This is a genomic window from Agromyces subbeticus DSM 16689 (genome assembly GCF_000421565.1).
Taxonomy (GTDB): domain Bacteria; phylum Actinomycetota; class Actinomycetes; order Actinomycetales; family Microbacteriaceae; genus Agromyces; species Agromyces subbeticus.
The window spans coordinates 105,446-129,447 of record NZ_ATXG01000009.1; the positions used below are offsets into that span (position 1 = coordinate 105,446).

Annotated in this window: 18 protein-coding genes; 7 read left to right on the forward strand and 11 right to left on the reverse strand. The window is 68.0% G+C overall.

Going from position 1 to position 24,002, the window contains the following annotated elements; all coding sequences use genetic code 11:
- Nucleotide 1 precedes the first annotated feature (1 nt).
- From H521_RS0113265 to H521_RS0113275, 3 genes are read right to left on the reverse strand one after another with little or no spacing between them, the layout of a single operon-like run.
- A complete protein-coding gene (locus H521_RS0113265; protein WP_022893516.1) occupies nt 2–853 on the reverse strand; it encodes an amidohydrolase family protein in 852 nt (283 codons plus the stop codon).
- Nucleotides 850–1,818, reverse strand: a complete 969-nt coding sequence (locus H521_RS23295; RefSeq protein ID WP_022893517.1) for an aldo/keto reductase — start codon at nt 1,816–1,818, stop codon at nt 850–852. Before H521_RS23295 ends, H521_RS0113265 begins: the two co-directional genes overlap by 4 nt.
- The gene (locus H521_RS0113275; RefSeq protein WP_022893518.1) at nt 1,815–3,119 is read right to left on the reverse strand and encodes an L-fuconate dehydratase; all 1,305 of its coding nucleotides are present in this window, start codon (nt 3,117–3,119) and stop codon (nt 1,815–1,817) included. Before H521_RS0113275 ends, H521_RS23295 begins: the two co-directional genes overlap by 4 nt.
- Before the next feature lie 147 nt (nt 3,120–3,266).
- Between H521_RS0113275 and H521_RS0113280 the strand changes: the two genes are divergently transcribed.
- The 3 genes from H521_RS0113280 to H521_RS0113290 all read left to right on the forward strand — a co-directional run bounded on the left by H521_RS0113280 (nt 3,267) and on the right by H521_RS0113290 (nt 5,869).
- Nucleotides 3,267–4,115 (forward strand): fumarylacetoacetate hydrolase family protein, encoded by an 849-nt coding sequence (locus H521_RS0113280; protein WP_022893519.1) that lies wholly within the window; start codon nt 3,267–3,269, stop codon nt 4,113–4,115.
- Nucleotides 4,116–4,131: 16 nt separating this feature from the next.
- Nucleotides 4,132–4,890: an SDR family NAD(P)-dependent oxidoreductase gene (locus H521_RS0113285; protein ID WP_022893520.1), complete on the forward strand. Its 759-nt coding sequence runs from the start codon at nt 4,132–4,134 to the stop codon at nt 4,888–4,890.
- 103 nt (nt 4,891–4,993) lie between these two features.
- A complete protein-coding gene (locus H521_RS0113290) occupies nt 4,994–5,869 on the forward strand; it encodes a fumarylacetoacetate hydrolase family protein (RefSeq protein ID WP_022893521.1) in 876 nt (291 codons plus the stop codon).
- 10 nt (nt 5,870–5,879) lie between these two features.
- Here H521_RS0113290 and H521_RS0113295 read toward each other — a convergent pair whose 3' ends face one another.
- From H521_RS0113295 to H521_RS0113325, 7 genes are all read right to left on the reverse strand, one after another.
- A complete protein-coding gene (locus H521_RS0113295; protein ID WP_022893522.1) occupies nt 5,880–7,388 on the reverse strand; it encodes an aspartate ammonia-lyase in 1,509 nt (502 codons plus the stop codon).
- Nucleotides 7,389–7,535: 147 nt separating this feature from the next.
- Nucleotides 7,536–9,578, reverse strand: coding sequence for a glycoside hydrolase family 183 protein (locus H521_RS0113300; protein ID WP_022893523.1), 2,043 nt, complete (start codon nt 9,576–9,578; stop codon nt 7,536–7,538).
- A gap of 36 nt (nt 9,579–9,614) precedes the next feature.
- On the reverse strand, nt 9,615–10,436 hold the full coding sequence (locus tag H521_RS0113305; RefSeq protein WP_022893524.1) for a carbohydrate ABC transporter permease: 822 nt from the start codon (nt 10,434–10,436) through the stop codon (nt 9,615–9,617).
- A gap of 9 nt (nt 10,437–10,445) precedes the next feature.
- Entirely contained in the window at nt 10,446–11,444 is a 999-nt protein-coding gene (locus H521_RS0113310) for a carbohydrate ABC transporter permease (protein WP_022893525.1), read from the reverse strand.
- A gap of 78 nt (nt 11,445–11,522) precedes the next feature.
- Entirely contained in the window at nt 11,523–12,857 is a 1,335-nt protein-coding gene (locus H521_RS0113315; protein WP_022893526.1) for an ABC transporter substrate-binding protein, read from the reverse strand.
- 228 nt (nt 12,858–13,085) lie between these two features.
- Entirely contained in the window at nt 13,086–14,192 is a 1,107-nt protein-coding gene (locus H521_RS23300) for a DUF4185 domain-containing protein (protein WP_211215508.1), read from the reverse strand.
- A 75-nt stretch (nt 14,193–14,267) separates the two neighbouring features.
- Entirely contained in the window at nt 14,268–15,386 is a 1,119-nt protein-coding gene (locus H521_RS0113325; protein ID WP_022893528.1) for a glycoside hydrolase family 172 protein, read from the reverse strand.
- Between the two features lie 149 nt (nt 15,387–15,535).
- On the opposite strand from H521_RS0113325, the gene H521_RS0113330 reads away from it, so the two are divergent.
- The 4 genes from H521_RS0113330 (at nt 15,536) to H521_RS0113345 (ending at nt 22,251) form a co-directional block, all read left to right on the forward strand.
- Complete coding sequence (locus tag H521_RS0113330) at nt 15,536–16,534, forward strand: LacI family DNA-binding transcriptional regulator (protein WP_022893529.1); 999 nt, start codon at nt 15,536–15,538, stop codon at nt 16,532–16,534.
- Nucleotides 16,535–16,626: 92 nt separating this feature from the next.
- Nucleotides 16,627–18,117, forward strand: coding sequence for an FGGY-family carbohydrate kinase (locus tag H521_RS0113335; RefSeq protein WP_022893530.1), 1,491 nt, complete (start codon nt 16,627–16,629; stop codon nt 18,115–18,117).
- Complete coding sequence (locus H521_RS23305; protein WP_022893531.1) at nt 18,114–20,603, forward strand: GH116 family glycosyl-hydrolase; 2,490 nt, start codon at nt 18,114–18,116, stop codon at nt 20,601–20,603. Before H521_RS0113335 ends, H521_RS23305 begins: the two co-directional genes overlap by 4 nt.
- Nucleotides 20,604–20,613: 10 nt before the next feature.
- Entirely contained in the window at nt 20,614–22,251 is a 1,638-nt protein-coding gene (locus tag H521_RS0113345; RefSeq protein ID WP_022893532.1) for a fucose isomerase, read from the forward strand.
- A gap of 120 nt (nt 22,252–22,371) precedes the next feature.
- Here H521_RS0113345 and H521_RS0113350 read toward each other — a convergent pair whose 3' ends face one another.
- Complete coding sequence (locus tag H521_RS0113350) at nt 22,372–23,934, reverse strand: amino acid permease (RefSeq protein WP_022893533.1); 1,563 nt, start codon at nt 23,932–23,934, stop codon at nt 22,372–22,374.
- Nucleotides 23,935–24,002: the final 68 nt, after the last annotated feature.

Genomic DNA, 24,002 nt, shown 5'->3' on the forward strand with positions numbered 1-24,002 from the left:
ATCAGATCCCTCCGACCGAGTACACGCGCTCCGCGGTGCCGCCGAGGACCGCGGCGCGCTCCTCGGGAGCGAGTACGTCGATGCATCCGCTCATGACCGCCCACGTCGGCTGGTAGCCACCGTGCGGTATCGACATCGGCCAGTCGCCGCCGTACATCAACCGATCGGGCCCGAATGCGTCGAGCCCGAGCTCCCAGAGCCGCCCGATCGTCTCGGCGTCGAACGGAACGCCCGGAAGGTGCAGCCCCGAGAACTTCGCAACGGTGTTCGGCAGCGCCGCGACCGATTCGAGTTCGGTGCGCCAGGCATCGAAGTCGTCACGACCGACGGGCGGCTTCGCGAAGTGGTCGATCACCACGGTGAGCTGCGGGATCGCCCGGGCGAGATCGCCCGCGGCACGAAGATGACGCGGCCACGCGTCGGGCACATCGAAGGCGAGCCCGCGATGCGCGACCTCGGCGAGCGAGGCACGCACCTCGGGCAGGTCGAGGAAGTCGCTCCGCGGGTCGTCGTGCACGAGATGACGGATGCCGCGGAGCGCGGGTTCGCCGTCGAGCAGGTCGAGCGCGGCGAACGCGGCTGCGCGATCGTCGAGCGGGACCCAGCCGACAACACCCGCCACCCAGTCGTGGCGGGCGGCGACGTCGAGCATGAAACGAGTATCGGCGAGCGAGTCCTCGGCCTGCACGAGAATCGCGGCGTCGATCCCGGCGGCGTCGAGCTCCGCCCGCGCCTGGGCCGGCCCGAAGTCCGCATCGAGCGCACCGAGCTCCGGCGTGATCCACGCGTAGTCGCTCACGGCGCGATCCCACAGGTGCAGGTGCGCGTCGATCGTGCGGATGGCGCCGGTCACGGGATGAGCCCCGTTTCGTGCAGTCGAGACCAGAGGCCGTCGGGCAGCGACGCGTGGATGCGGGCGACGTTCTCGGCGATGTCGGCCGGGCGAGCCGATCCGACGACGACCGATCGCACGGCGGGATGCCGCAGCGGATACTGCAGCGCTGCAACCGGAAGGTCGACGCCCTCGGCGCGGCAGACGTCGGCGAGTCTCGTCGCGCGGGCCAGCACCTCCGGCGGCACTGCGCCGTAGTTGTACCGGCCGTTCGCGGCGGGCTGGTCGGTGGCGAGCAGGCCCGAGTTGAAGACGGCGGCGGCGACCACACCAACACCCCGGGCTTCGCAGAGCGGCAGCAGTTCCGCGAGCGCCGGCTGCTCGAGCAGCGTGTAGCGCCCGGCGATCATCACGAGGTCGAGTTCGCCCTCGTGCACGGCGCGTGCCGCGGCATCCGCGTCGTTGGTGCCGATGCCGATGGCACCGACGATGCCTTCGTCGCGCAGCTTCGCAAGCGCGGGCAGCCCCTCGTCGATCCCGCGATCGAGGTCGTACGCATCCGGGTCGTGCAGATACGCGATATCGATGCGGTCGAGCCGCAGTCGCTCGAGCGAATCTTCGATGCTCCGGCGGATGCCTGCCTCGCTCGGATCGAAGCGTCGCACCGTGCGGTCCGGCACCGCGAAGTCGAAGGCCAGGTCGTCGCCGCCCGCGAAGTCGGGATTCGGGTCGAGGAGCCGGCCCACCTTGGTCGAGATCACGAATTCCTCGCGCGGCTTGTCGGCGAGGAAGGCCCCGAGGCGCTCCTCGGAGAGGCCGAGCCCGTAGTGCGGCGCGGTGTCGAAGTAGCGGATGCCGCCGTCCCACGCCGAGGCGAGCGCGGCATGCGACTGTGCATCACTCACCTCGCGGTAGAGGTTGCCGACCGAGGCCGCGCCGTAGCCGAGCGGCCCGAGCCGCTCGGCGGTGGTGACGTCTGCCGTCATGCCGACACCTCGCCGACGTGCGCGCCGCGCCAGGTGTACTCGTCGATGGATGCCGCGTACATCTCGGTGCCTGCGCCCGGCGCGGTGGGCGTGACGTAGCGGCCGCGGCGCACGACGGCCGGCGTCACGAAGTGCTCGTGGAGGTGGTCGACGAATTCGATCATGCGCCCTTCCATCGTGCCCGAAAGCGCGACGTAGTCGAACATCGAGAGATGCTGCACGGCTTCGCAGAGCCCGACGCCGCCCGCGTGCGGGCAGACGGGCACGCCGAACCTGGCGGCGAGCAGCAGGTTGGCGATGTTCTCGTTGACGCCGCCCACACGTGTGGCATCGATCTGCATGACGTCCATACCGCCGGCCTGGAGGAGTTGCTTGAAGACGATGCGGTTCTGCACGTGCTCGCCGGTCGCCACCTTGATCGGTGCGACTCCGCGGGCGATCGCCGCATGACCGAGGATGTCGTCGGGGCTCGTGGGCTCTTCGATCCACTCCACGTCGAACTCGGCGAGCGCCTTGACCCATTCGATCGCCGCATCGACGTCCCACCGCTGGTTCGCGTCGATGGCGATCGGGAACCCGTCGCCGACGGCGGCGCGAGCGATGCCGAGACGACGGATGTCGTCGGCGAGATCGGCGCCGACCTTGAGCTTGATCTGCGGATACCCCTCGGCGACCGCTTCACGGCAGAGCCGATCGAGCTTCTCGTCGGAGTAGCCGAGCCAGCCCGGTGTGGTCGTGTACGCGGGGTAGCCGATCTCGAGGAGCTCGGCCGTGCGCTCGGCACGGCCGGGCTCGGCAGCGCGGAACATCTGCAGGGCTTCGGCGGGGGTGATCGCGTCGCTGAGGTAGCGGAAGTCGACGAGAGCGACGAGCTGCTCGGGAGAGAGCTCGGCGAGCAGGCGCCACAACGGCAGCCCGGCGCGCTTGGCCTTGAGGTCCCAGAGCGCGTTGATCGCGGCACCGATCGCCATGTGCATGACGCCCTTCTCGGGGCCGAGCCAGCGCAGCTGCGAATCGTGGGCGAGCAATCGCCAGGCCGCGCCCATGTCGTCGAGCAGCGCTTCGACGTCATGGCCGAGCAGGTGTGCGCGAAGGGCGTCGAGGGCCGCCACCTCGACGTCGTTGCCACGGCCGATCGTGAAGACGAACGCGTGACCTTCGAGACCGTCATTCGCATCGGTGCGGATCGTGAGGTACGCCGCCGAGTAGTCGGGGTCGGGGTTCATCGCGTCCGACCCGTCGAGTTCGAGGGAGGTGGGGAAGCGGATGTCCCGGGTATCAACGCTGACGATGATGCTCATGAGGTCCTTTCGTGGCATCCCGAGCATAAACATCCGATGTCTCTTGTGTCAACCGCGGCCAGATGTGCAAGAATCTGTCTGATTCCGCCTGCGCCCCAGCCAGAGTTCAGATGTTCCTGCGGCGCAGACCCGATGGAGAGGACCAGCATGAGATTCGCCCGGCTCGGCAACGTCGGCACAGAGATCCCCGTTCTCCTCGACCGCGATCGCGCGCTCGACCTGCGGGCGATCACCGACGACATCGACGGCGCCTTCCTGAGCGGCGATGGCATCCAACGTGCCCGCGCCGCCGGCGCCGCCGGGGAGCTGCCCGAAGTGCCGGGGGCCGCGAACCTGCGCATCGGCGCTCCGATCGCCCGGCCGTCGGCCGTCTACTGCGTCGGCATGAATTACGCGGCGCATGCAGCAGAATCGGGCTCCGAGCCGCCGAAGCAGATCGTCATGTTCATGAAGGCCCCGAACACGGTGGTGGGCCCGTACGACGACGTCGCGATCCCCCGCGGCAGCGAGAAGACCGATTGGGAGGTCGAACTCGGCATCGTGATCGGGGCGCGTGCGAGCTACCTCGACTCCCCCGCCGAGGCGCGGGCGCACATCGCAGGTTACGTCGTGGTGAACGACCTCTCCGAGCGCGACTGGCAGATCGCCGTGTCGGGCGGCCAATGGTCGAAGGGCAAGAGCGCGCCCGGGTTCTGCCCGATCGGCCCGTGGCTCTCGACCGACGACGAGCTCGACGCCGACGACGTGCGGCTGCGGAGCTTCGTCAACGGCGAGCCGCGACAGGACTCGCGCACGAGCGACCTCATCTTCGACATCGACACGATCGTCTGGACGCTCAGCCAGTACCTCACGCTCGAGCCCGGGGATCTCGTGCTCACCGGCACCCCAGAGGGCGTGGCGTTGTCGGGCCGGTTCCCGTACCTCTCCGCCGGCGACGTCGTCGAGCTCGAGATCGACGGTCTCGGGCGCCAGCGTCAGAACTACGTCTCCGCCTGACCCGAAAGGACACCTCATGAGCAGCGAATTCAGCGGCCTCGTCGCGATCGTCACCGGCGGAGCATCCGGAATCGGCGACGCCATCGCGGCACGACTCCAGCAGGGCGGCGCCCGGGTCGCCGTCTTCGATCTGCAACCGGATGCCGCGGCGCACGCCGACCTGGCGGTCGCGGTCGACGTGGCCGACGACGAAAGCGTACGCGCCGGCGTCGAGCGGGTCGCGACCGAACTCGGGCGCATCGACATCGTCGTGAACAATGCCGGCATCGGCGCCCAGGGCACGATCGAATCGAACCCCGATGCCGAGTGGCACCGGGTCTTCGACATCAACGTGCTCGGCATGGTGCGGGTGGCCCGAGCGGCGTTGCCCTACCTCCGTCACTCCCCGTCAGCGGCGATCGTCAACACCGCCTCGATCGCGGCGACGGCCGGCCTCCCCGAGCGCGCGCTGTACTCCGCGAGCAAGGGCGCGGTCGCCGCGCTCACCCGGGCGATGGCCGCCGACCACTTGCGCGAAGGCATCCGGGTCAACGCCGTCAACCCCGGCACCGCCGACACTCCGTGGATCGGCAGGCTGCTCGATTCCGCTGCCGACCCGGCCGCCGAGCGCGCCGCTCTCGAGGCACGCCAGCCGCACGGCCGTCTCGTCTCCGCCGACGAGGTGGCCGGTGCGGTCGCCTATCTCGCGAGTCCCATCTCGGGGTCGACCACCGGGGTCTCACTCGCGGTCGACGGCGGCATGCAGGAATTGCGGCTGCGTCCGGCCGCGAAGTAGCGCCGACCGCGCCGGCCCGTTTGTCGACGCGGCGGTGCCTGGAGCGAGCTTCGTTGTACATCGTGCACAGCGAGATCGCGCGGCGGCCCGATAGCCTGAAGAGGTGAAGTTCGCGCACCTGAGAGTCGAAGGCCAGTCCACCCCTCGACTCGCGGCGGTGATCGCCGAGCACGCGATCTTCCTCGATGACCACATGCAGCAGCCTCCGCGCGATCTGCAGGACCTCATCGAGCGAGGGGCAGACGGGCTCGCCGAGGTGCGCGAGATCGTCGACCGCGCGATCGACGCCGGCGCCGAGACTACCCCGGTGGCCGACCTCCGGCACTCGTCGGCCGTGCTGCGTCCGGCGCAGGTCATCGCGATCGGGGCGAACTACGCGGCGCACGCCTCGGAGCTGAAGCTCCGCTCCGAGACGGCCATGACGATCTTCTCGCTCTGGCCGAACTCGCTCAGCGGTCATGGCGCCACGACGACCTGGCCCGACGACCTCACCACGCAGGTCGACTACGAGGCCGAACTCGGCGTCATCATCGGTCGCCCGGCTCGCGGCGTGCACGTGCGCGACGCGCTCGACTACGTGTGGGGCTACACCGTCGTCAACGACATCACGGCCCGCGACCTGCAATTCAGCGAGGCGCAGTGGTCGCGATGCAAGTCGTTCGACGGCTTCACCCCGACGGGCCCGGTCGTCGTGACGGCCGACGAGATCGCCGACCCGCAAGACCTGTGGCTGACCACGAACCTCGACGGCCGAATTCTGCAAGACGCGTCGACGGGCGAGATGGTGCGCGGGGTGGCCGAGATCATCTCGTATCTCTCGCGCTCGGCGACGATCCCGGCCGGCACGCTCATCTCAACCGGCAGCCCGGGCGGCGCCGGCTACTCGCGTAACCCGCAGGTCTTCCTGCGCGACGGCTCGACGGTCACCGTCTCGATCGGCGGCATCGGCTCGCTCACCACGCACTGCCGCGTGGTCTAGCTCGCGGCACCTACTCCGCGGGCTCGCCCTGCAGGTCGACCAGGGGAATCGCCGTCGTGATCGGGTGGATGCCCGAGAGCTTCGAGGGCTGCAGCTGCGCCATCACGGCTTCGCGGCTCATCAGCCCGGCCTCGACGACGAGGTCGGCGACCGGCCGGCCGGTCTTCAACGCGAGCTTGGCGAGGGTGGATGCCTCGGTGTAGCCGATGAACGGAATGAGTGCGGTGATCACGCCCACACTCGAGGCGACCATCGCCTCGAGTCGATCGACGTTGGCCGTGATGCCGTCGACGCAGTTCACCCGAAGGGTCCAGCAGGCCTGGCGCATCCACGTGATCGACTGCAGCAGCGAGTGCGCGATGACCGGCTCGAACGCATTCAGCTGCAACTGGCCGCTCTCGGCCGCCATCGTCACCGTGACATCCGCCCCGGCCACCGCGTAGGCGACCTGGCTGACCGCCTCGGGAATGACGGGGTTCACCTTGCCCGGCATGATGCTGGAACCTGCCTGCTTCGGCGGCAGGTTGATCTCGCCGAACCCGGCCTGCGGCCCCGACGAGAGCAGGCGCAGGTCGTTGCAGATCTTCGACAGCTTGATGGCGCTGCGCTTCAGCGCGCTCGAGAAGGTCATGAAGACGCCGGTGTCGCTCGTCGCCTCGATGAGGTCGGGCGCTGTCTCGAGGCGCAGCCCAGTGATCGCGCTCAGATGCCGAACGGCGGCTGCAGCGTATCCGGGGTCGGCGGTGATGCCGGTGCCGATCGCCGTCGCGCCGAGGTTCACCTCGGAGAGCAGCTTGATCGTCTCGCTCAATCGCTCGTGGTCTTCGCCGAGCGTCGTCGCGTAGCCGTGGAACTCCTGGCCGAGCGTCATCGGCACTGCGTCCTGCAATTGGGTGCGCCCGACCTTCAGCACCTCGTGGAACTCGTGGCCCTTGCGTCCGAACGAGATGCGCAGCAGATCGAGCTCCCGCAGCATCGTCGTGAGCGAGAAGGTCATCGCGAGCTTGACCGCGGTCGGGTAGGTGTCGTTCGTCGACTGGCTCCGATTGACGTCGTCGATCGGATGCAGCACGTCGTAGCTGCCCTTGGGGTGGCCGGCGATCTCGAGGGCGAGGTTCGCGATGACCTCGTTGGCGTTCATGTTGGTCGAGGTGCCCGCGCCGCCCTGGATCACGCCGACCACGAACTGCTCGTGCAGCTCGCCGTCGATGATGCGCTGGCAGGCCTCGTCGATCCATTCGGCCTTCTGCTCGGTGAGCACGCCGACCTCTCGGTTCGCGCGCGCTGCGGCCTGCTTCACCGACGCGAGCGCGACGATGAGGTCGGGATAGACCGAGATCGGTCGCTTGGAGATCGGGAAGTTCTCGAGCGCGCGCATCGTGTGCACGCCCCAGTACGCGTCGGCCGGCACCTCGAGCGAGCCGAGGGAGTCGGTCTCGGTGCGCGTGCGCGCCTCGGCCGGCGACGGGATCGGAGCGGTGTCGGTACGCGTGTCGTCGGTGGTCTCGGGCTCGTGCATGCTTCCTCCACACTGGGCGCGAGTGCACGTCGGATCTGACGCACCCGCAGCCGGCTCCATCGCCTGTCGGCCCGCGGGGTCACCGCGGGCAGCTTCTCCATCGAGCCTATCGCCGCGGAGACGGAGCGAGGTACTTCACGGGCCCGGTCAGGGGCGACCGGGCTTGTCGGGCTTGCCGGGCTTGTCAGGGAAGTCGGGGCGTGGCGGCCTCGGGTCGTAGCGCACCGCGACGAGACTCGACTCGCACCCGTCGCACGAGGTGAGGATCGCCCGCTCGGCTTCCGCCGTGGTCGTGACGACGAGGTTCGAGTCCCCGCGGTACGCATCGCGACGGACCGTCGCATCGAAACTCAGGGTGAGGTCCTCCCCGGGCGCGATCTGCCCCGACCAGCGCAGCGTCGCTCCGTCGAGCACCGGCTCGCCAGTCGAGGAACGCACCGACGCGGCATCCGGATTCGCATCGTCGACGAGACCGCTGAGGTCGACGGCGAGGCGCACGGTCTCTGCGGTCGAGCTGTCGGTGGAAGCAGTCACCTCGTACGTGACCACGTCGTCGCGCACGACCTCGGAGCCGGCCACCGGATCGGAGACGACCGCGACGGTCAGGCCTGGCAACTGCTGCTTCGCCTTGACGAGCGAGAGATCGTCGATCTGCAGCCAGCGGTCGCCGCCCAGATTCGTGCCGACGAAGGCCTGCACCGCGGTGCGATCACCGCTGTGGAACGTCACGGAGTACCGCGTGTACGCACCGACCTCTTCGAAGGATGCCTCGGCGAGCGTCGCGCTGCCCGAACCGAGTTCGCGCACGCCAAGCGATCCGGGTGCCGGGGTGCCCCCGGTGACGACGAAGCCGGTGAAGGTGTACGTCGTGTTCGGCTCGACCGCGACATCCTGGTGCACGTCGATCCAGCCGGCGTTGTGGCGCATCCAGCCCTGCTTGCTGCCGCCGTGCGCCCACGCATGGTTGATGTCCACGCCGCAATTGCCGGTGCACGCCCACGGTGCAGGCATGGCCGTGTCGACGGCGCGCTCGAATCCGGGGTCCGCGATGAGGTTCGGGTTCACGACGGTCCCGGTCTCGTCGATCTCGGCACGCACGAGGTAGACGTTGTACGGGTCCCACTGCGACAGCGCGAGGTAGAGCTCGCCACCCTCCGACCATGGGTGCAGGTAGCCGCCGTACAGGCCCGGGTAGTCGGCGAAGCTCGCCAGTCGCTGCGCCTCGCCCCACGGCCCCTCGGGCGTCGGTGCAGTTCGCAGCACGAGGTCGAGGTCTTCGTTGAGGTACGTCATCAGCCAGCCGCCCGTGTGCTCGCTGTACCGCACCGAGAGTTCGGCGGCGTTCGGCGGCACGATCGACGCGGCGGCGGTGTCGTCTCCGAGCACCCAGCTCGTGCCGTTCCAGTACGAATAGGCCGACTTGTCGAGAACGGAGGCCTCGGGCACGCGCGCGACGTGCGCCGCACCGAATCGGCCGTTCGGCGTTCCGAACATGTAGACGTAGCCGTCGTGGCGCTCGAACGCGACCATCTGGAACGGGTGCTGCCCGTCGGCCGTGTTGGTCCACTCCGGCCCGTCGGTCGAGTTCCAGGTCTCGCCATTGTCGTCTGAGTAGGCGATGCGGTTGAAATTGGTATCCCACGCGCCGGGTTCGCCCCACTGGCGCACCGACATGAACGCGAGGTACTGCCGATCGCCGACGGCGATGCCGGCCGTCGGGATCGTCGTGAGCTCTTCGCCGTTCACCTTCAGTGAGGGGATGATCTCTGCCGCGTGGCCCGGCGCGTCCTCGACGGCGGAGTCGAACGTCATGCCGTCGGAGAGGTCGGTGTCACTGCTGCGGAGCAGCACGTTGGAGCGCCAGTCGCCGCCGCCACCGCCCGGGCCGCTCCAATCGCCGAACGTATCGCCGAATGCGGTGAGGATCTCGCCGGAGCCGTTGTCCCACATGATGCCGAGGTCGGTGCCGGTCACGGCCCATCTCGTATCGGTGGCGCTCAGCGACTTGGGCCCCGTCATCTTGCTGACAAGCACCGCCGGCGAGTGGTCGGAGGGCGGCTCGGCGATCGCGCGCTCCGTGGGCGCGGGTGCCGTGTGCGCCGCCGATGCGCCCAATGGTGTGAGCACTCCGACGACGAGCGCTCCGGCGGCGGCGAGCACGGCGGTCTTCTTTCGGATGGGTTGCGACATTGCATCTCCCTCTCGGTGGAATCGTGGTACGGGTGGTTACTTCATTCCGGCGAGCCTCACGCCGTTGACGATGTAGCGCTGGAAGACCAGGACGAGAAGGATCGTCGGGAGAGCCGCAAGTGTCGACCCGGCCATCAGCAGGCCCCACTCGTTGCCGCGTTCCGACCGGAAGGTGGCGATGTACTGCATGATCTGTTGCAGGCCCGGGTCTTGAATCGTCAGGATCGGCCAGACGTACGCATTCCAATACGCGAGAAACGACCCGACCCCCACGACGACGAACACACCTTGCGACTGCGGCAGGAAGATCGACCAGAAGATGCGCCAGCGACCAGCGCCGTCGATCAAGGCCGCTTCTTCGATGGCGAGTGGGGTGTTCAGGTAGAACTGCCGGATGAAGAACATCTGGATGGCCGACGCCGCTCCGGGGATGATCAGGACCGCGAGGGTATTGAGCATGCCGAGGTTCGACACGACCACGTATGACGTCAGCAGGATCGCCATGCCCGGGATGAACATCGGCGTGATGCAGAAGACCCACCAGAATCGCTTGCCTCGAAAGTCGAGGCGAGCGAATGCGTACGCGGCGACGGAGTTCACCACGAGGCTCAGCAGCGTGAAGAGCAGCGCGCCCGCGAACGTCACCGCCATCGCCTGGAGGAATGCCGGATCCTGCAGGATGGTCGCGTAGTTCTGCCAGATCCAGACGTCGGGGAAGAACTGGAACGGGGTTCTCAGCACCTCGTTCCGGCCTTTGAATCCCGAGATGAGCATCCACCCGAGCGGAAGGGCGGTGCTGATGACGATGAGCGCAGCGAGTGCATACGTGGCGATGCGTCGCCCGAGAGAAGCTTTCATTCGGAGTTCCTATGCGTCGATCGCTTTGTCGGAGCGGATGAGGCGGAAGATCAGCATGCTGACGCCGCCCAAGACGAAGAAGAGCAGCAGCGCTGCGGTCAGCGAGAAGCTCGTGGCATACGGAGTGGGGTCCTTGAACTGGTTGAAGATGAACAGGTTGGGGGTCATCGTCGAGTTCGTCGGACCGCCTTGCGTCATGATGAGGGGAAGCTCGAACTGCTGCATGCCCGCGATCGTCGCGGTGACCAGCAGGTACAGCAGCACGTTCTTCATGAGCGGAATCGTGATGAACCACGTCCGCTGCACGAAGTTCGCACCCTCGAGCTGAGCCGCCTCGTAGTAGCTCTGCGGGATGTCGTACATGCCCGCGAGCATGATGAGCGTCGTGATTCCGAAGGCCAGCCAGATGCCCGGGACGGAGATCGCCGGCAGCGCGATATTCGGGTCGGAGAGGTAGGCGAACGGCCCGAGGCCGACGAACCCGATCAGCCAATTGACGAGACCGCCGTCGGCCCGGTACATGAAGACGAACACCACCGATGTGATCACCGCAGAGACCACGGTCGGCACGTAGACCGTCGTCTTGAGCAGGCCGGCCAGCTTGATGCCGCACGTACGGATGAAGCTCGCCACGAGGAACGCGACGATCATGATCACGGGCACGGTGTACAGAACGTAGAGTGCCCCGATTCCGATGGAATGCCAGAAGTCGGGGTCCTCCAGCACATAGCCGTAGAACTGCAGACCGACGAACACCGGATCCTCATAGAAGCTGATCTCGAACGTCGAGAGATAGAACGAATACAGCAGTGGCCACCAGACGAAGATGCCGAGCAGCACCACCATCGGCGCGATCATCACATACGCGGTGCGGTTGTCCATCACGTGCGTGCTCAGTCGCCCGGAGACGTTGCGCCGAGGCTTCGGAGCGGAGTCCTCGTCTTCGGGCTCCAGGGCGATGCTCGCAGCGGTGGCGAGACGGTTGGTGGACTGCGGCGACATCGTCATCGCACGGTTCTCCTTCGATTCGGTCGGGAGCGAGCGTCGAGCGGGTGCTGCACGGCAGCACCCGCTCACGGCTACGACTCAGTCACCACCGGTACCGGCCAGCTTTTGCTTCTTGATCACGTCCTCGATCGCTGCCTGCGCTTCGTTCATCGCGGCAGGGATGTCGCCACCCCGCATCGCCTTCTCGAGGCTGGTCGCGAATGCGATGCTGACATCCCACGGGTACGACGGCTCGGCCTTGGCGTAGGGCACGATGTCTTCCGTGATCGTCGCGAGGAACGCGTTCTCAGCCGCCTCCGGCGTGGCCGCGAGCGCTTCCGTGACCGAGACCCGCGCCGGATACTTCGAGAAGCCGGTCGCGGTGAAGAAGTCGACGAGTCGATCCGTGTCGTCGGCGAGGAGCCACTGGACGAACTCGGCCGAGCCGTCCTGGACCTTCGACTTCGCATCGACGGTGAGCGTCCAACCGCCGAGCGTCGAGGTCGGCTGGGTCGGATCTCCATCGATCGAGGGGAAGGCGGCGACGGCCGTGTTCTCCCAGACGCCTGCCCAGTCGGGGTTCGCCGAGATCTGGCCGAGCGCCCACGATCCGCACGCGCTCATCGCGACTTTTCCTTCGCCGAAGAACGAGCAGTCGGCGTAGGGATAGGTCGCTTCCTGCGGCATCAGCTTCTCGGAGTAGAGGGTCTGGTAGAACTTCGCGAGATCCTCGTACGCGGGGTCGACGGCCGACGCCTCCGACCAGTCGCCACGCAGGGGAAGGTCACCGGCAGCCGTGTACTGCAGTCCCCAGCTCGACCATCCGAGGTCGGGTGCGGTCTGGGCGATGTTCATGCCGTAGACCCCGTCTTTCGTGAGCGCTCGCGCGTCGTCGAGAAGCTCGTCCCAGGTCGTCGGCGGCGCATCGATTCCGGCTGCTGCAAGCAGATCCGCGCGATAGAACAGCACCGTCGACGGTTCGACGAGCAGCGGGTAGCCGTAGACGCCGCCTTCGATGGTGACGAACGGCGCGATGTTCTCGGCGATGTCATCGAAAGCACCGTCGTCCATCAGCCCGGTGAGATCGGCGATCTGACCATTGGCCTGCATGGGTTTGATGTTCCCGTAGCTCGTGGTCTTCACGTCGGGTGCCTTGCCGGCAGCTTGGGCGGCCTTGAGCTTCTGGTCCCACGTGTCCGCCGGCACCACCACGAGCTCGACCTCGACCTCGTCTTGGCTGTCGTTGAACTCCGCGACCTGCGCCTTGAACCAGTCCTGTTGGTAATCCTCGAACTTCTGTTGCCAGAAGACGACCTTGGACTTGCCATCCTCAGTCGTCGCGCCGCCGCTCGACGGCGTGCATCCGGCGAGCAGGATCCCGACCGCTGCGGCCGCGAGCCCGACAGTGGTGAGCCTGGTGATTCTCTTGTGCATTCGTCCCTCCTCAGGAACTCGACTCTTCGCTGAGTCGTTGCTGTGGCCGGTCAGGAAGCCCGGTCCGGTCGGATCAGGTCGGCGCACCGCTCAACGCGGATCGCCGCTGATCTCGTCTCAGCGTCAGGCTACGCGAAATCGATTTCACGCACAAGTGGAATCGATTTCATATTTGAGTGGATCGGCGCGTGTCGAACACGCGCAGCGCGGCGCAACGGGACCGTGCGCTCAGCGAGGCTCGAGCGCGAGTGGCCGAAGGCCGAACCAGTACGAGGAGATGCCTGCCGGGGCGCACGGGCAGACGTTCGACTGCACCCACATGCGACGTCCGTCGTCGGAGATGAACTTCGACGGGATGGTCGTGCCGTAGCCGCCCATCTCCACGTCGGTCCACGGATACCGGCCGAAGTCTCGGGAGAGGAACAGCTCGAACGGGCCCCATGGCGCCTTCGATGCGGAGAACTCGAATGTGAGCTCCGTCCACGAGGTGTAGAGGTAGAGCCCGAGCGGTTCATTGAAGGTGACACCGCCCTGCGAGAGGACCGAGAGATTCGCGGCACCGACGGTCTGCCCGCCGCCGGCATGGGCATCGGCATTCGAGGGGTGCTGCAGGCGTTCATCGTGCAGCACCGCGACTCGCTCGGCGAGGTCGTCGCTCCAGCGCGGCTCGTCGCCGTCGAGTCCGGCGAAGAACTCCCACGCGCTGCGATCCTGCACCGCATCCTGCGGTACTCGAGCGAGCCACAGGTCGACGGGGTCGGGCACCGAGTCGTCGAAGGAGTCGCGCCAGTTGCCGTCGAGGCCGTAGGCGTAGAGATACCCCTCTGGTGCGTGCTCGGCGTCCTTGCCGAAGTCGGCGAACATGATCGTCGTGAAGACGTGGTCGTCGAACATCGGCGCCGAGCGATCCCACTCCCAGGTGCGGCCCTTGTCGTGCGAAACGGCGATCGTCGCGGCCGGTGCCTCGTTGAAGTCGGCCCGGAGATCTTGCACGGCGAGGTAGAGATCCCCGCCGACGCACGCCATTCCGGTGGGTTTCCGTGTGAAGCCCTCCCCCGACCAGACCTGGCCGACGGCGTCGCCGACCGCGAGCGCCTCGCCGATGAGATCGTCGAGGCCGCCATCGATGCGATTCACGACGATGTCGGAGAACTCGTCACCGAATCCCGACCCGTCGCCGTTCGCCGCATAGATCGCGTCATCGTCGGCCCAGCAATTGGGCCACAGGTCGCCGTCGGAGATGCCGATCCTCGTCGGAACGTCGCCGACGGTCGCCGCGGCGACGACGGTGTTGTCGTCGACGAAACCCGCGCCCCTGATCGGTGGTGCGCTCACCGAGCATCCCACCAGCAACACGGCGGCGAACGTCGTGAGGCATCCGGAGACCAGCCCGCGCGCACCGGTCACCGCTCAGTCCCGCGGTGCGCGGGGAGGCTCGGCACCGATGTCGGGCACGGGCGCAGTGCCGAGGTGCACCTCCATGGCGTCGGCATCGGGAGCCGCCGGGCGATTGGTCACCGGCCGGTCGAGGTAGAACACTGCGGTCGACGCGATGTCGTCCTGCAAGGGCAGGTAGCGCCATCCGCTGCGCCAGCCGAGCGCCTGCACATCGATCTTCGACATGCGCTCGTGGAAGACGATCGGGTCGGGCAGGTGCCAGCGATACATCCCGAATCGTTGTTGGCTGACGTAGAGCCCGTCGGGTCGGATCACCTGCGGCATGCCGAGATACGGCGTGGAGAACTCGGTGTAACCCTGTCCGGGCACGTCGAAGTTCCAGGCACCGCCGAAGTAGTCCTCGGTTCCGGTGCCGCAGATGGTCGGGTACTCGTCGTCGTCGTCGAAGTAGAACTTCAACTCGCCCTCGCCCCACCAGCCGTTGCTGTTCGCGCCCCACGCGAGGTAGGTGCCCACGTAATGCCCGTGCCCCTCGACGCCCTCGAGGATCGTGTGGGTCGTCGCGTAGTCGAGCACGTTGCTCCGACGCCACTGCGCGTGGAAGTAGGCGTCATCACCGGGCTCGTCGCGCTCCTCGTAGGTGATCTGGTAGTAGACGACCACGTCGACGACCGAGGTGTTCTCGACCGTGAGGCGGGCGCCGCTGCGGAACGGCATCGGCCAGTACGAATTGAACCCGCCATGCGGGTTCGCGGCGATGACCTGCGAGTCGACCTGGGCGAACACACCCCAGCCGTTGCAGAAGAAGTCGCCGTAGGGCACCTCGACCGCCGGCTCAGCGGCGCCGTCCCAATACGCTCGCAGCACGAGGGTTCGCCAGTTGTCCTTGTGCGTCGTGATCCAGATGTGCGTGATCTTGCCGGGGCCGTCGATCGTGGCCAGGTCGAAGGTGTCGCCGGCCTTCACGACGACGCTCGGCGACACTTTCCAGCCGACACCGAGGTCGCGGGACGCGGCCCTGCCGGTGCCGTCGGTCGCACGGCCGCCTCCGCCGACTGCGCCGTCGAAGTTCTCGGGGCTGATCGAGCGCGTGCGCACGGATCGCAGGCCGGCGATCTCGGAATGGTGCACGGTGAGTCTCCCTCCGCAACGCGGGCGAGAGCTCTCGACGACGCCGTCCGCTTGCACTGTTGGAATCGATTTCAGCAAGTAGTGTTCACTGTAGGGAGAACACCGGTGCCTGTCAACGCACCGGAGAGCCCGCAGAACGGAGGGGTGACGTGGCCACCATCTACGAGGTCGCACGCCTCGCCGGAGTGTCTCCGGCGACCGTTTCGCGCGTGTTCAACGGCACGAGCGTCTCAGACGAGAAGGCGAAGCTCGTGCGCGATGCCGCCGTTCATCTCGCCTACACGCCGAACCGCACGGCCCGCACGCTGCGGCGTCAGCACAGCGAGGTCATCGCGCTCATCATCCCCGATATCGAGAACCCGTTCTTCACGTCGCTCGCGCGAGGCGTCGAAGATGCCGCGCGAGCGGCGGGCTACTCGGTCGTGCTCTGCAACTCCGACGAAGACGTCACGAAAGAGGCGCAGTACATCGACATCGCGGTGCTCGAGAACATGGCGGGCGTCATCATCGCCGCGGCGAGCGACGACAGCGACCTGCACCCGTTGCTCTCGCGCTCTCGAGCGGTCGTCGCCGTCGACCGCGGGCCACACGGGCTCGAGATCGACGCCGTCATGGTCGACAACCGCGCCGGCGGCGCTGCCGCCACCACCGCGCTCGTCGCGCACGGTTTCACGAGAATCGGATGCATCACGGGCCCGAGCGACGTCGAGACCGCCCAGCACCGGGCCGATGGCTGGCGTGATGCGTTGCGAACCGGCGGCCTGGAGGTCGACGAGACGCTGCTCGCGCACGCGAACTACCGCGTCGACGGCGGTCGTGCGGCCATGCAGCAACTTTTGGCGCTCGCTGATCCGCCCGATGCGGTCTTCGCCGCCAACAACCTCATGAGCGTCGGCGCCCTGCAGGTGCTCTACGCCGCCGGGTTGACGACCGAGTCCTTCGGATTCGCCGCGTTCGGCGATCTGCCGTTCGCGGCACTCGCACCCGCCGGCATGACCGTCGTCCATGTGCCGGCGCGCGCCATGGGCAAGACCGCAGCGACGATGCTCCTCGGCCGCATCGCGGGCGACGACGGTCCACCGCGCACCGTGGTGCTGCGGAACGAGGTTTCGGTGAACCCCGAGCAGGCGCTCGCGCACGTGATCTGACCCCGTGCACGCCGCACCCGCAGTCGGCGCGGCTTGCGTGTGAAATCGATTTCTGCAACGCTGTCGTCTATCCGGATCGAGGAGGATCGCGAATGGCCGTACGGGCGGTGCTCGGTGTCGACATCGGCACATCGAGCAGCAAGGGCGTCCTCGTCGACCTCGACGGTGCGGTGCTGCGCAGTGCCGTGCGCGAACACGAGGTGCAGCGCCCCGCCCCAGGTCACGTCGAGATGGACGCCACCGTCTGGTGGCAGGAGTTCGTCTCGCTCGCCAGAGAACTCGCGAGCCCCGACGTCGAGGTCACGGCCGTCGGTGTGAGCGGCATGGGGCCGTGCGTGCTCGTGACCGACGCCGAAGGCACACCGGTGCGCCGCGCCATCCTCTACGGCGTCGACACCCGCGCGGGCGTGCAGATCGCCGAGCTCGAAGCACGGCTCGGCGCCGAGGCGATCGCCGAACGCGGCGGAGCGACGCTCAGCTCGCAGGCTGCAGGACCGAAGCTCGCGTGGATCGCCGCGAACGAACCCGACGTGGCCGCGCGCGCCTCGCGACTCTTCATGCCGGCATCGTGGCTCGCCTTCCGATTGACCGGCGCCTACGTGCTCGACCACCACTCGGCGAGCCAGTGCTGGCCGCTCTACGACCGCGCCGCAAGCGCTTGGTACGAGCCGTGGTGGGCCGAGATCTGCCCCTGGCTCGATGCGCCCGAGTTGCACTGGGCTGGCGATCGCGCGGGGGTCGTCGGCACCGACGTCGCAGAGGAGACCGGGCTGCCCGCCGGCATTCCCGTGATCACGGGCACGATCGACGCCTGGAGCGAGGCGGTGAGCGTCGACGGCGTGCACCCCGGCGATCTCTTCCTCATGTACGGCACCACGATGTTCCTCATCGACACCGTGCCCGAACCCGTCACCTCGCCCACCCTCTGGGGCACGGCGGGCGTCGAACCGGGCACCCACTCCCTCGCGGGCGGCATGGCGACGTCGGGTGCCGTGACCGCCTGGCTCAGGGACCTCTTCGGCCGGCCCGACTACACGACGCTCGTGGCCGAGGCGAGCGCGGCTCCCCCTGGAGCATCCGGGCTCGTCATGCTGCCCTACTTCGCCGGCGAGCGCACCCCGGTGCAGGACCCCGATGCGCGGGGCGCCATCGTCGGCCTGACGATCGAGCACACCCGCGGCGATCTCTACCGCGCGGCGCTCGAAGCGACCGCGTTCGCCGTGCGCCACAACATCGAGACCATGCGACGTGACGGCGGAGACATCCGCCGCATCATCGCGGCCGGCGGTGGGACGCAATCGGCACTCTGGCCGCAGATCGTCTCGGATGTCACGGGGCTGCCCCAAGTGCTGCCGCGCGTGACGATCGGCGCGAGCTACGGAGCCGCGTATCTCGCCGCGCGCACCATCGCCGACGTGTCGATCGCGCGGTGGAATCCACCGCAGTCGACGATCCGGCCCGAGTCCGGGCGAGCCGAGCGCTACGACGAGCTCTACCGGCTGTACCTCGAGCTGTACCCCGCCACCCGCGATACCGCGCACCACCTGGCCGCGCTCCAGCGCTCGTCGAGGAGTCACGCATGAACGGCGGTGCCTGGGCCACCCGACGACGCGTGCTCGACGCCGCTGCACGACCCGTCGCCTTCCCGCTCGGCGGCATCGGCACCGGCAACGTCTCACTCGGCGCACGCGGCGAGTTGCGCGACTGGGAGCTCGCGAACCGGCCCGACAAGGGTGCGTCGCTCCCCTACAGCTGTTTCTCGATCCGCACGCAGACCGGCGGAGAACCGGCATTCACGCGCGTGCTCGAGGCGATGCCCCGCCCGCCGTTCGACGACGACCAGGGCCACGCCGTCTCGGGCTTCGGCCTGCCGCGCCTTCGCGATACCCGCTTCCACGGCGAATACCCCGTCGCCGGGGTCGAGTTCCTCGACGAACGACTTCCCGTGTCGGTGTTCCTCACGGCGTTCACGCCGTTCGTGCCGCTCGACGTGGCCGGCTCCGGCATCCCCGTCGCCGTCTTCCGATACTCGGTGCGCAACGACGCACCCGTACCGGTCGACGTCTCGATCGCCGGCACGCTCACCAACCCGGTCGGCCATGTCGGCCGCGACCTGCTGCATTTCCCGACCTTCGAGGGCACGCCGTTCAACGAGGCGCGCCGCGGCGACGGCCTCACGGGCATCCGCTTCGGCAGCGACCTGGCGGGCGAGAGCCCGCTCGCCGGCAGCGCCGCACTCGCGACGACCGATGACGGCGACGTGACGCTCACGCACCAGTGGGTGACGAGCGCGTGGCAAGACGGCATCCAGCGGTTCTGGGACGACTTCCGGGACGACGGCCGGCTCGAACCCGAGACGCGATTCACGCTCGACGACGAGGTGCACGACTGGATCCCCCGCTCCCGCACCGGATCGCTCGCGATCTCGCGCACGCTCGCTCCCGGTGAAGAGCACGACTTCGAGTTCCTGCTCGCGTGGCACTTCCCGAACCGGCCGCGCGCCTGGCAGGGCAACATCCGCCTCGACGACACCCACGCGCACGAGGTCGTGCGCAACGATTACGCAAGCCGATATGACGACGCGTGGGCCGTCGCAGCCGACGTCGCCGGGCGCCTTCCCGAGCTCGAGGCGGCGACCTTCGCCTTCCACGACGCGCTGCATCGCAGCACCCTGCCCGACGAGGTCATCGATGCGGCGAGCGCGACGCTCGTCGCGCTGCGCAGCACGACCTGCATGGTGCTCGAAGGCGGCGTGTTCGCCGCTTGGGAGGGATCGTTCGACCACGCCGGCAGCTGCGAGGGCACGTGCACGCACGTCTGGAACTACGCGCAAGCGGCCGCGTGGCTCTTCCCATCTCTCGAGCGCAGCGCCCGGCGCACCGAGTTCCTGCACGAGACCCGCGACGACGGCCGCATGAACTTCCGCACGAACAGCGTCTTCGGCAACGAGTCCTGGGACTTCCGCCCCGCCGTCGATGGGCAACTCGGCACGATCGTGCGGCTCTACCGCGAATGGCAGCTCGGCGCGGGCGACGACTTCCTGCGCGAGCTCTGGCCGCACGCGGTGCGCGCCCTCGAGTACGCACTGCGCGAGTGGGATCACGACGGCGACCTCGTGCTCGAACAGGTGCAGCACAACACGTACGACATCGAGTTCCACGGCGCGAACCCGCTCTCGGGGTCGATGCTCTACGCCGCATTGCGGGCAGCGGCGGCGCTCGCCGATCACCTCGGCGACGAGGCATCCGCTCGCCGGTACGCCGATGCCGCGACCACTGGGGCGGCTCGCATGGACGAGTTGCTCTTCAACGGCGAGTACTACGTGCAGCGGCTGCCGCCCCGCGACGAACACCGCTACCAGTTCGGTGACGGATGCCTCTCCGACCAGCTCTTCGGACAGACCCTCGCGCATCTCACGGGGCTCGGCCACCTCTTTCCGCCCGAACACGTGCGCAGCGCGGTCGCCGCGGTGCACCGGCACAACCTGCTCGAGCGGGTCGCCGATCACGACAACGTGCAGCGCAGCTACGCCCTCGCCGACGACGGCGGACTCGTGCTCTGCTCGTGGCCGCACGGCGGCCGCCCGGCGCTGCCCTTCGTCTACTCCGACGAGGTCTGGGCGGGCATCGAGTATCAGGTCGCGACCCACCTCGTGTACGAGGGCCTCATCGACGAAGCCCTCGAGATCGTGCGCACGGTGCGCGCCCGCCACGACGGCGTACGTCGCAACCCGTGGAATGAAGCCGAATGCGGCAACCACTACGCCCGGTCGCTCGCAGCATGGGGGCTCGTCGTCGCGCTCTCCGGTGCGCAGGCGAACGATTCACGCGGCGAACTCGCCTTCGCCCCGGCACTCCCTGGCGACTTCGCCTCGGTGTTCAGCGCGGGTACCGCGTGGGGCACCGTTCGCATCGCGAGCGGCACCACCGAGATCCGCGTGCTCGGCGGGCGTCTCGACGCGTCGACCATCTCGGTGCGGCCTTTCGGCGCCTCGACCGCCATCACCTTCCAGCTCTCGGAGCCGACATCCACTGGTGGCGTCATCCGATTCAGAACCGAGAACGAGTAGAGAGAGAACCATGACGCAGTACACCCTCCCCGTGCGGCGAGAGCCGCGCTCTGCCGCCGCACAGACGGTCTACACCGTGGCATCCGGCGACCTCAGGCTGAGCGCCAACGTCAAGTGCTGGCCGACGCAGCAGGGACTCGAAGCCGACTTCACGGCGGCCGTCGAAGGTCTCGGCTGGGCGGTCGAGCGCGGCCACGGCGTCGACCCGGTCACCGGCCACGGATTCATCGACAGCCAGCGCGCCGGGATCGAGGTGTTCAAGACCCTGCCGGCCGAGGCGCCGCTCGTCGTCGTCGAGGCGGTCTGGCAGTACAGTCACCACGTGCTCGCGGGTCTCCGCACCCACCGCGGGCCGATCCTCGTCGTCGCGAACTGGGCGGGCGACTTCCCCGGCCTCGTGGGGCTCTTGAACCTCACCGCGAGCCTCACCAAGGCGGGCGTCGAGTACTCGGCGCTCTGGAGTGCCGACTTCACCGACGAGTGGGCGAAGGCGAAGCTCGCCGAGTGGCTCGAGACGGGCCGCATCGAGCACGACCTCAGCCACGTGCGGGCGCTCCCGGCGCTCGACGAGTCCGCACCCGAGGTCGCACTCGGCCGCGCGCTCGCGGTCGAGCTCCGCGAGGAGAAGGCGATCATCGGCGTCTTCGACGAGGGCTGCATGGGCATGTACAACGCGATCATCGACGATGAGATGCTGAACCCCCTCGGCATCTACAAAGAGCGCCTCTCGCAGAGCGCATTGCTCGCCGAGATGGCACGCGTCAGCGATGCGGAAGCCGACGCGGCGTTCGCGTGGCTCGAGGACGCCGGGCTCACCTTCCATTTCGGCACCGACGAGGCGACCGAACTCACGCGCGCACAGGTGCAGAGCCAGTTGAAGATGTACATCGCCGCAGTGCGCATCTCCGACGACTACGGGCTCGATGCCGTCGGCATCCAGTATCAGCAGGGCCTGAAGGACATGGTGCCCGCCTCCGACCTCGCCGAGGGCCTGCTCAACAACGTCGAGCGGCCCCCGGTCCGCTCGCGCGACGACGAGCGCGAGCTCTACCCCGGCGCCGCGCTTCCCCACTTCAACGAGGTCGACGAGGGTGTCGCCGTCGACGCTCTCGTGACGAATCGCATCTGGAATGCGATGGGCCTCGACCCGGCGAACACGCTCCACGACATTCGCTGGGGCGAGGAATACGGCGGCGAGTTCGTGTGGGTGTTCGAGATCTCGGGGTCGGTGCCTGCGAGCCATAACGGCGGCTACGACAAGTCGTACAGCATGCGGCAGCCGCCGATGTTCTTCCCGCTCGGCGGCGGAACGCTCTCGGGCGTCTCGAAGCCCGGGGAGATCGTCTGGTCGCGCGTCTTCGTCATGGACGGTCGACTGCACGTCGACCTCGGCCGCGGTTCGGTGCGCGAGTTGCCCGCCGAAGAGACGCAGCGCCGCCTCGACGCGACCGACCCGCAGTGGCCGATCATGCACGCGGTGCTGCACGGCGTGAGCAGAGACCAGCTGATGGCGAGGCACAAGGCGAACCACGCCCAGGTGGCGTACGCACCCGACGCCGCGACGGCCGATCGCGCGCTGCTCGCGAAGGCGGCGCTCTTCGCCGAGCTCGGCCTCGACGTGCATCTCTGCGGCGACCTCGACATCTGATCGACGATGTGAGCGTGCAGGTGGGTCTGCCGCTCGGCAGGCCCACCGTCGTTCCGGTGTGCGTCACAGGCCCATCGGTTGCGGCGGGGCGCCGCCACGCCCCGCCGCGTCGCCGTCAGCTCACACCCGGTCGGTCTCGTCGACTCCGTTCGACGCGAGCAGCTCGCTCTCGACCGCACCGCCGTAGCCCTCTGCCTGCGGGTCGCCGTGCAGGCCGCCCGACACGGCGTACTCCTCTTCCGGCGAGAGGATGAGTCGGTGCCGACCCCAGAGCGCGAAGATCGCGAGCATCACGGCGTATACGACGACGATCGCGATGATCGCCGGCACGAAGGTCGGGTTCAGGAGGAAACCGAGGAAGATGAGCGCGGCGATGATGGCGGCGATCACGGCACCCGGCACGCCCCACGGGCTGCGGTACGGGCGCTTGGCGTTCGGGTACTTGCGCCGGAGGATCACGAACGCGATCATCTGCAGCAGGTAGGCGAGCACGGCGCCCCAGACCGCGATGTTCAGCACGATCGCGCCGGCGACCGCGCCGGCTCCCTCTGCGTCGACCTGGGCGAGCACGTCGAGCACGATGAGCGCGACGAAGCCGATGATCGCGCCCGCGACGAGTGCGACCCACGGCGTCTGGCGCTTGCCGGTGAGCGAGAGGAACTTCGGGTAGTAGCCGGCCCGCGAGAGCGAGTACATGTTGCGCCCGTAGGCGAACATGATGCCCTGCAGCGACGCGAGCAGGCCGATGAGCGCGAACAGGGCGAGCACCGCGGCGAGCTCGTCGCCGACGATCGCCCTGAATCCGTCGAGCAGCGGCTCTCCCGCCGTGCCCGTGGCCTCTGCGCCGACGACGCCGGTGTTCAGGAAGAGCACGAGCAGTCCGGTCACGATGAGCGTGGCACGCGCGATGAGGCCGGCCTTCGGGATGTCGCGGACCGGGTCCTTCGACTCCTCGGCTGCGAGTGGCAGTTCCTCGATGCCGAGGAAGAACCACATCGCGAACGGCAGGGCGAACAGGATCGGCAGCACGCCATGCGGCAGGAACGCGGTCTGGCCCGCGTCGGGCACGATATCGAAGAGCTTGTCCCACGAGAACTGGCCCGAGAAGATCGCCATCGCGCTGAAGACGAGCAGGATCGCGATCGAGATGATCGAGACGACGATCGCGAACTTGAAGGAGATGCTCGCGCCCGCCGCGTTGATGCCGATGAAGACGAGGTAGAGCAGCACCCACCAGATCCACTGGGGCATCGAGAAGCCGAGCAGTTCACTCGTGATCGCATCGGCGTACGAGCCGGAGAAGAACACGATCACCGCGGTCGTCGCGACGTACTCGATGGTCTCGGCGAGACCGGTGACGAATCCGCCCCACGGCCCCATCGCAGCACGAGAGAAGGAGTAGGCGCCGCCCGTGTGCGGCATCGCCGACGACATCTCCCCGATCGAGAAGATGAGCCCGTAGTACATGACGACGAGCACCGCGAAGGCGATGAGCATGCCGCCGAAGCCCGCGAAGTCGATGCCGAAGTTCCAGCCCGAGAAGTCGCCTGAGATCACCGCGGCGACGGCGAGACCCCAGAGGCCCCAGACCCCGGCCGTGCGGGTGAGTCGGCGTTTCTCGAAGTACCCGGATTCGGCAGTCGTGTACTTGACTCCCGAGACCTTGAGCGTGTCCTTGGTCATGGCGGTTCCCTTGCTCTCTCGAAGCGCGCGGCCGCAGCAGCGCGCGGGGGTGGGATGCGTTGGCCTGA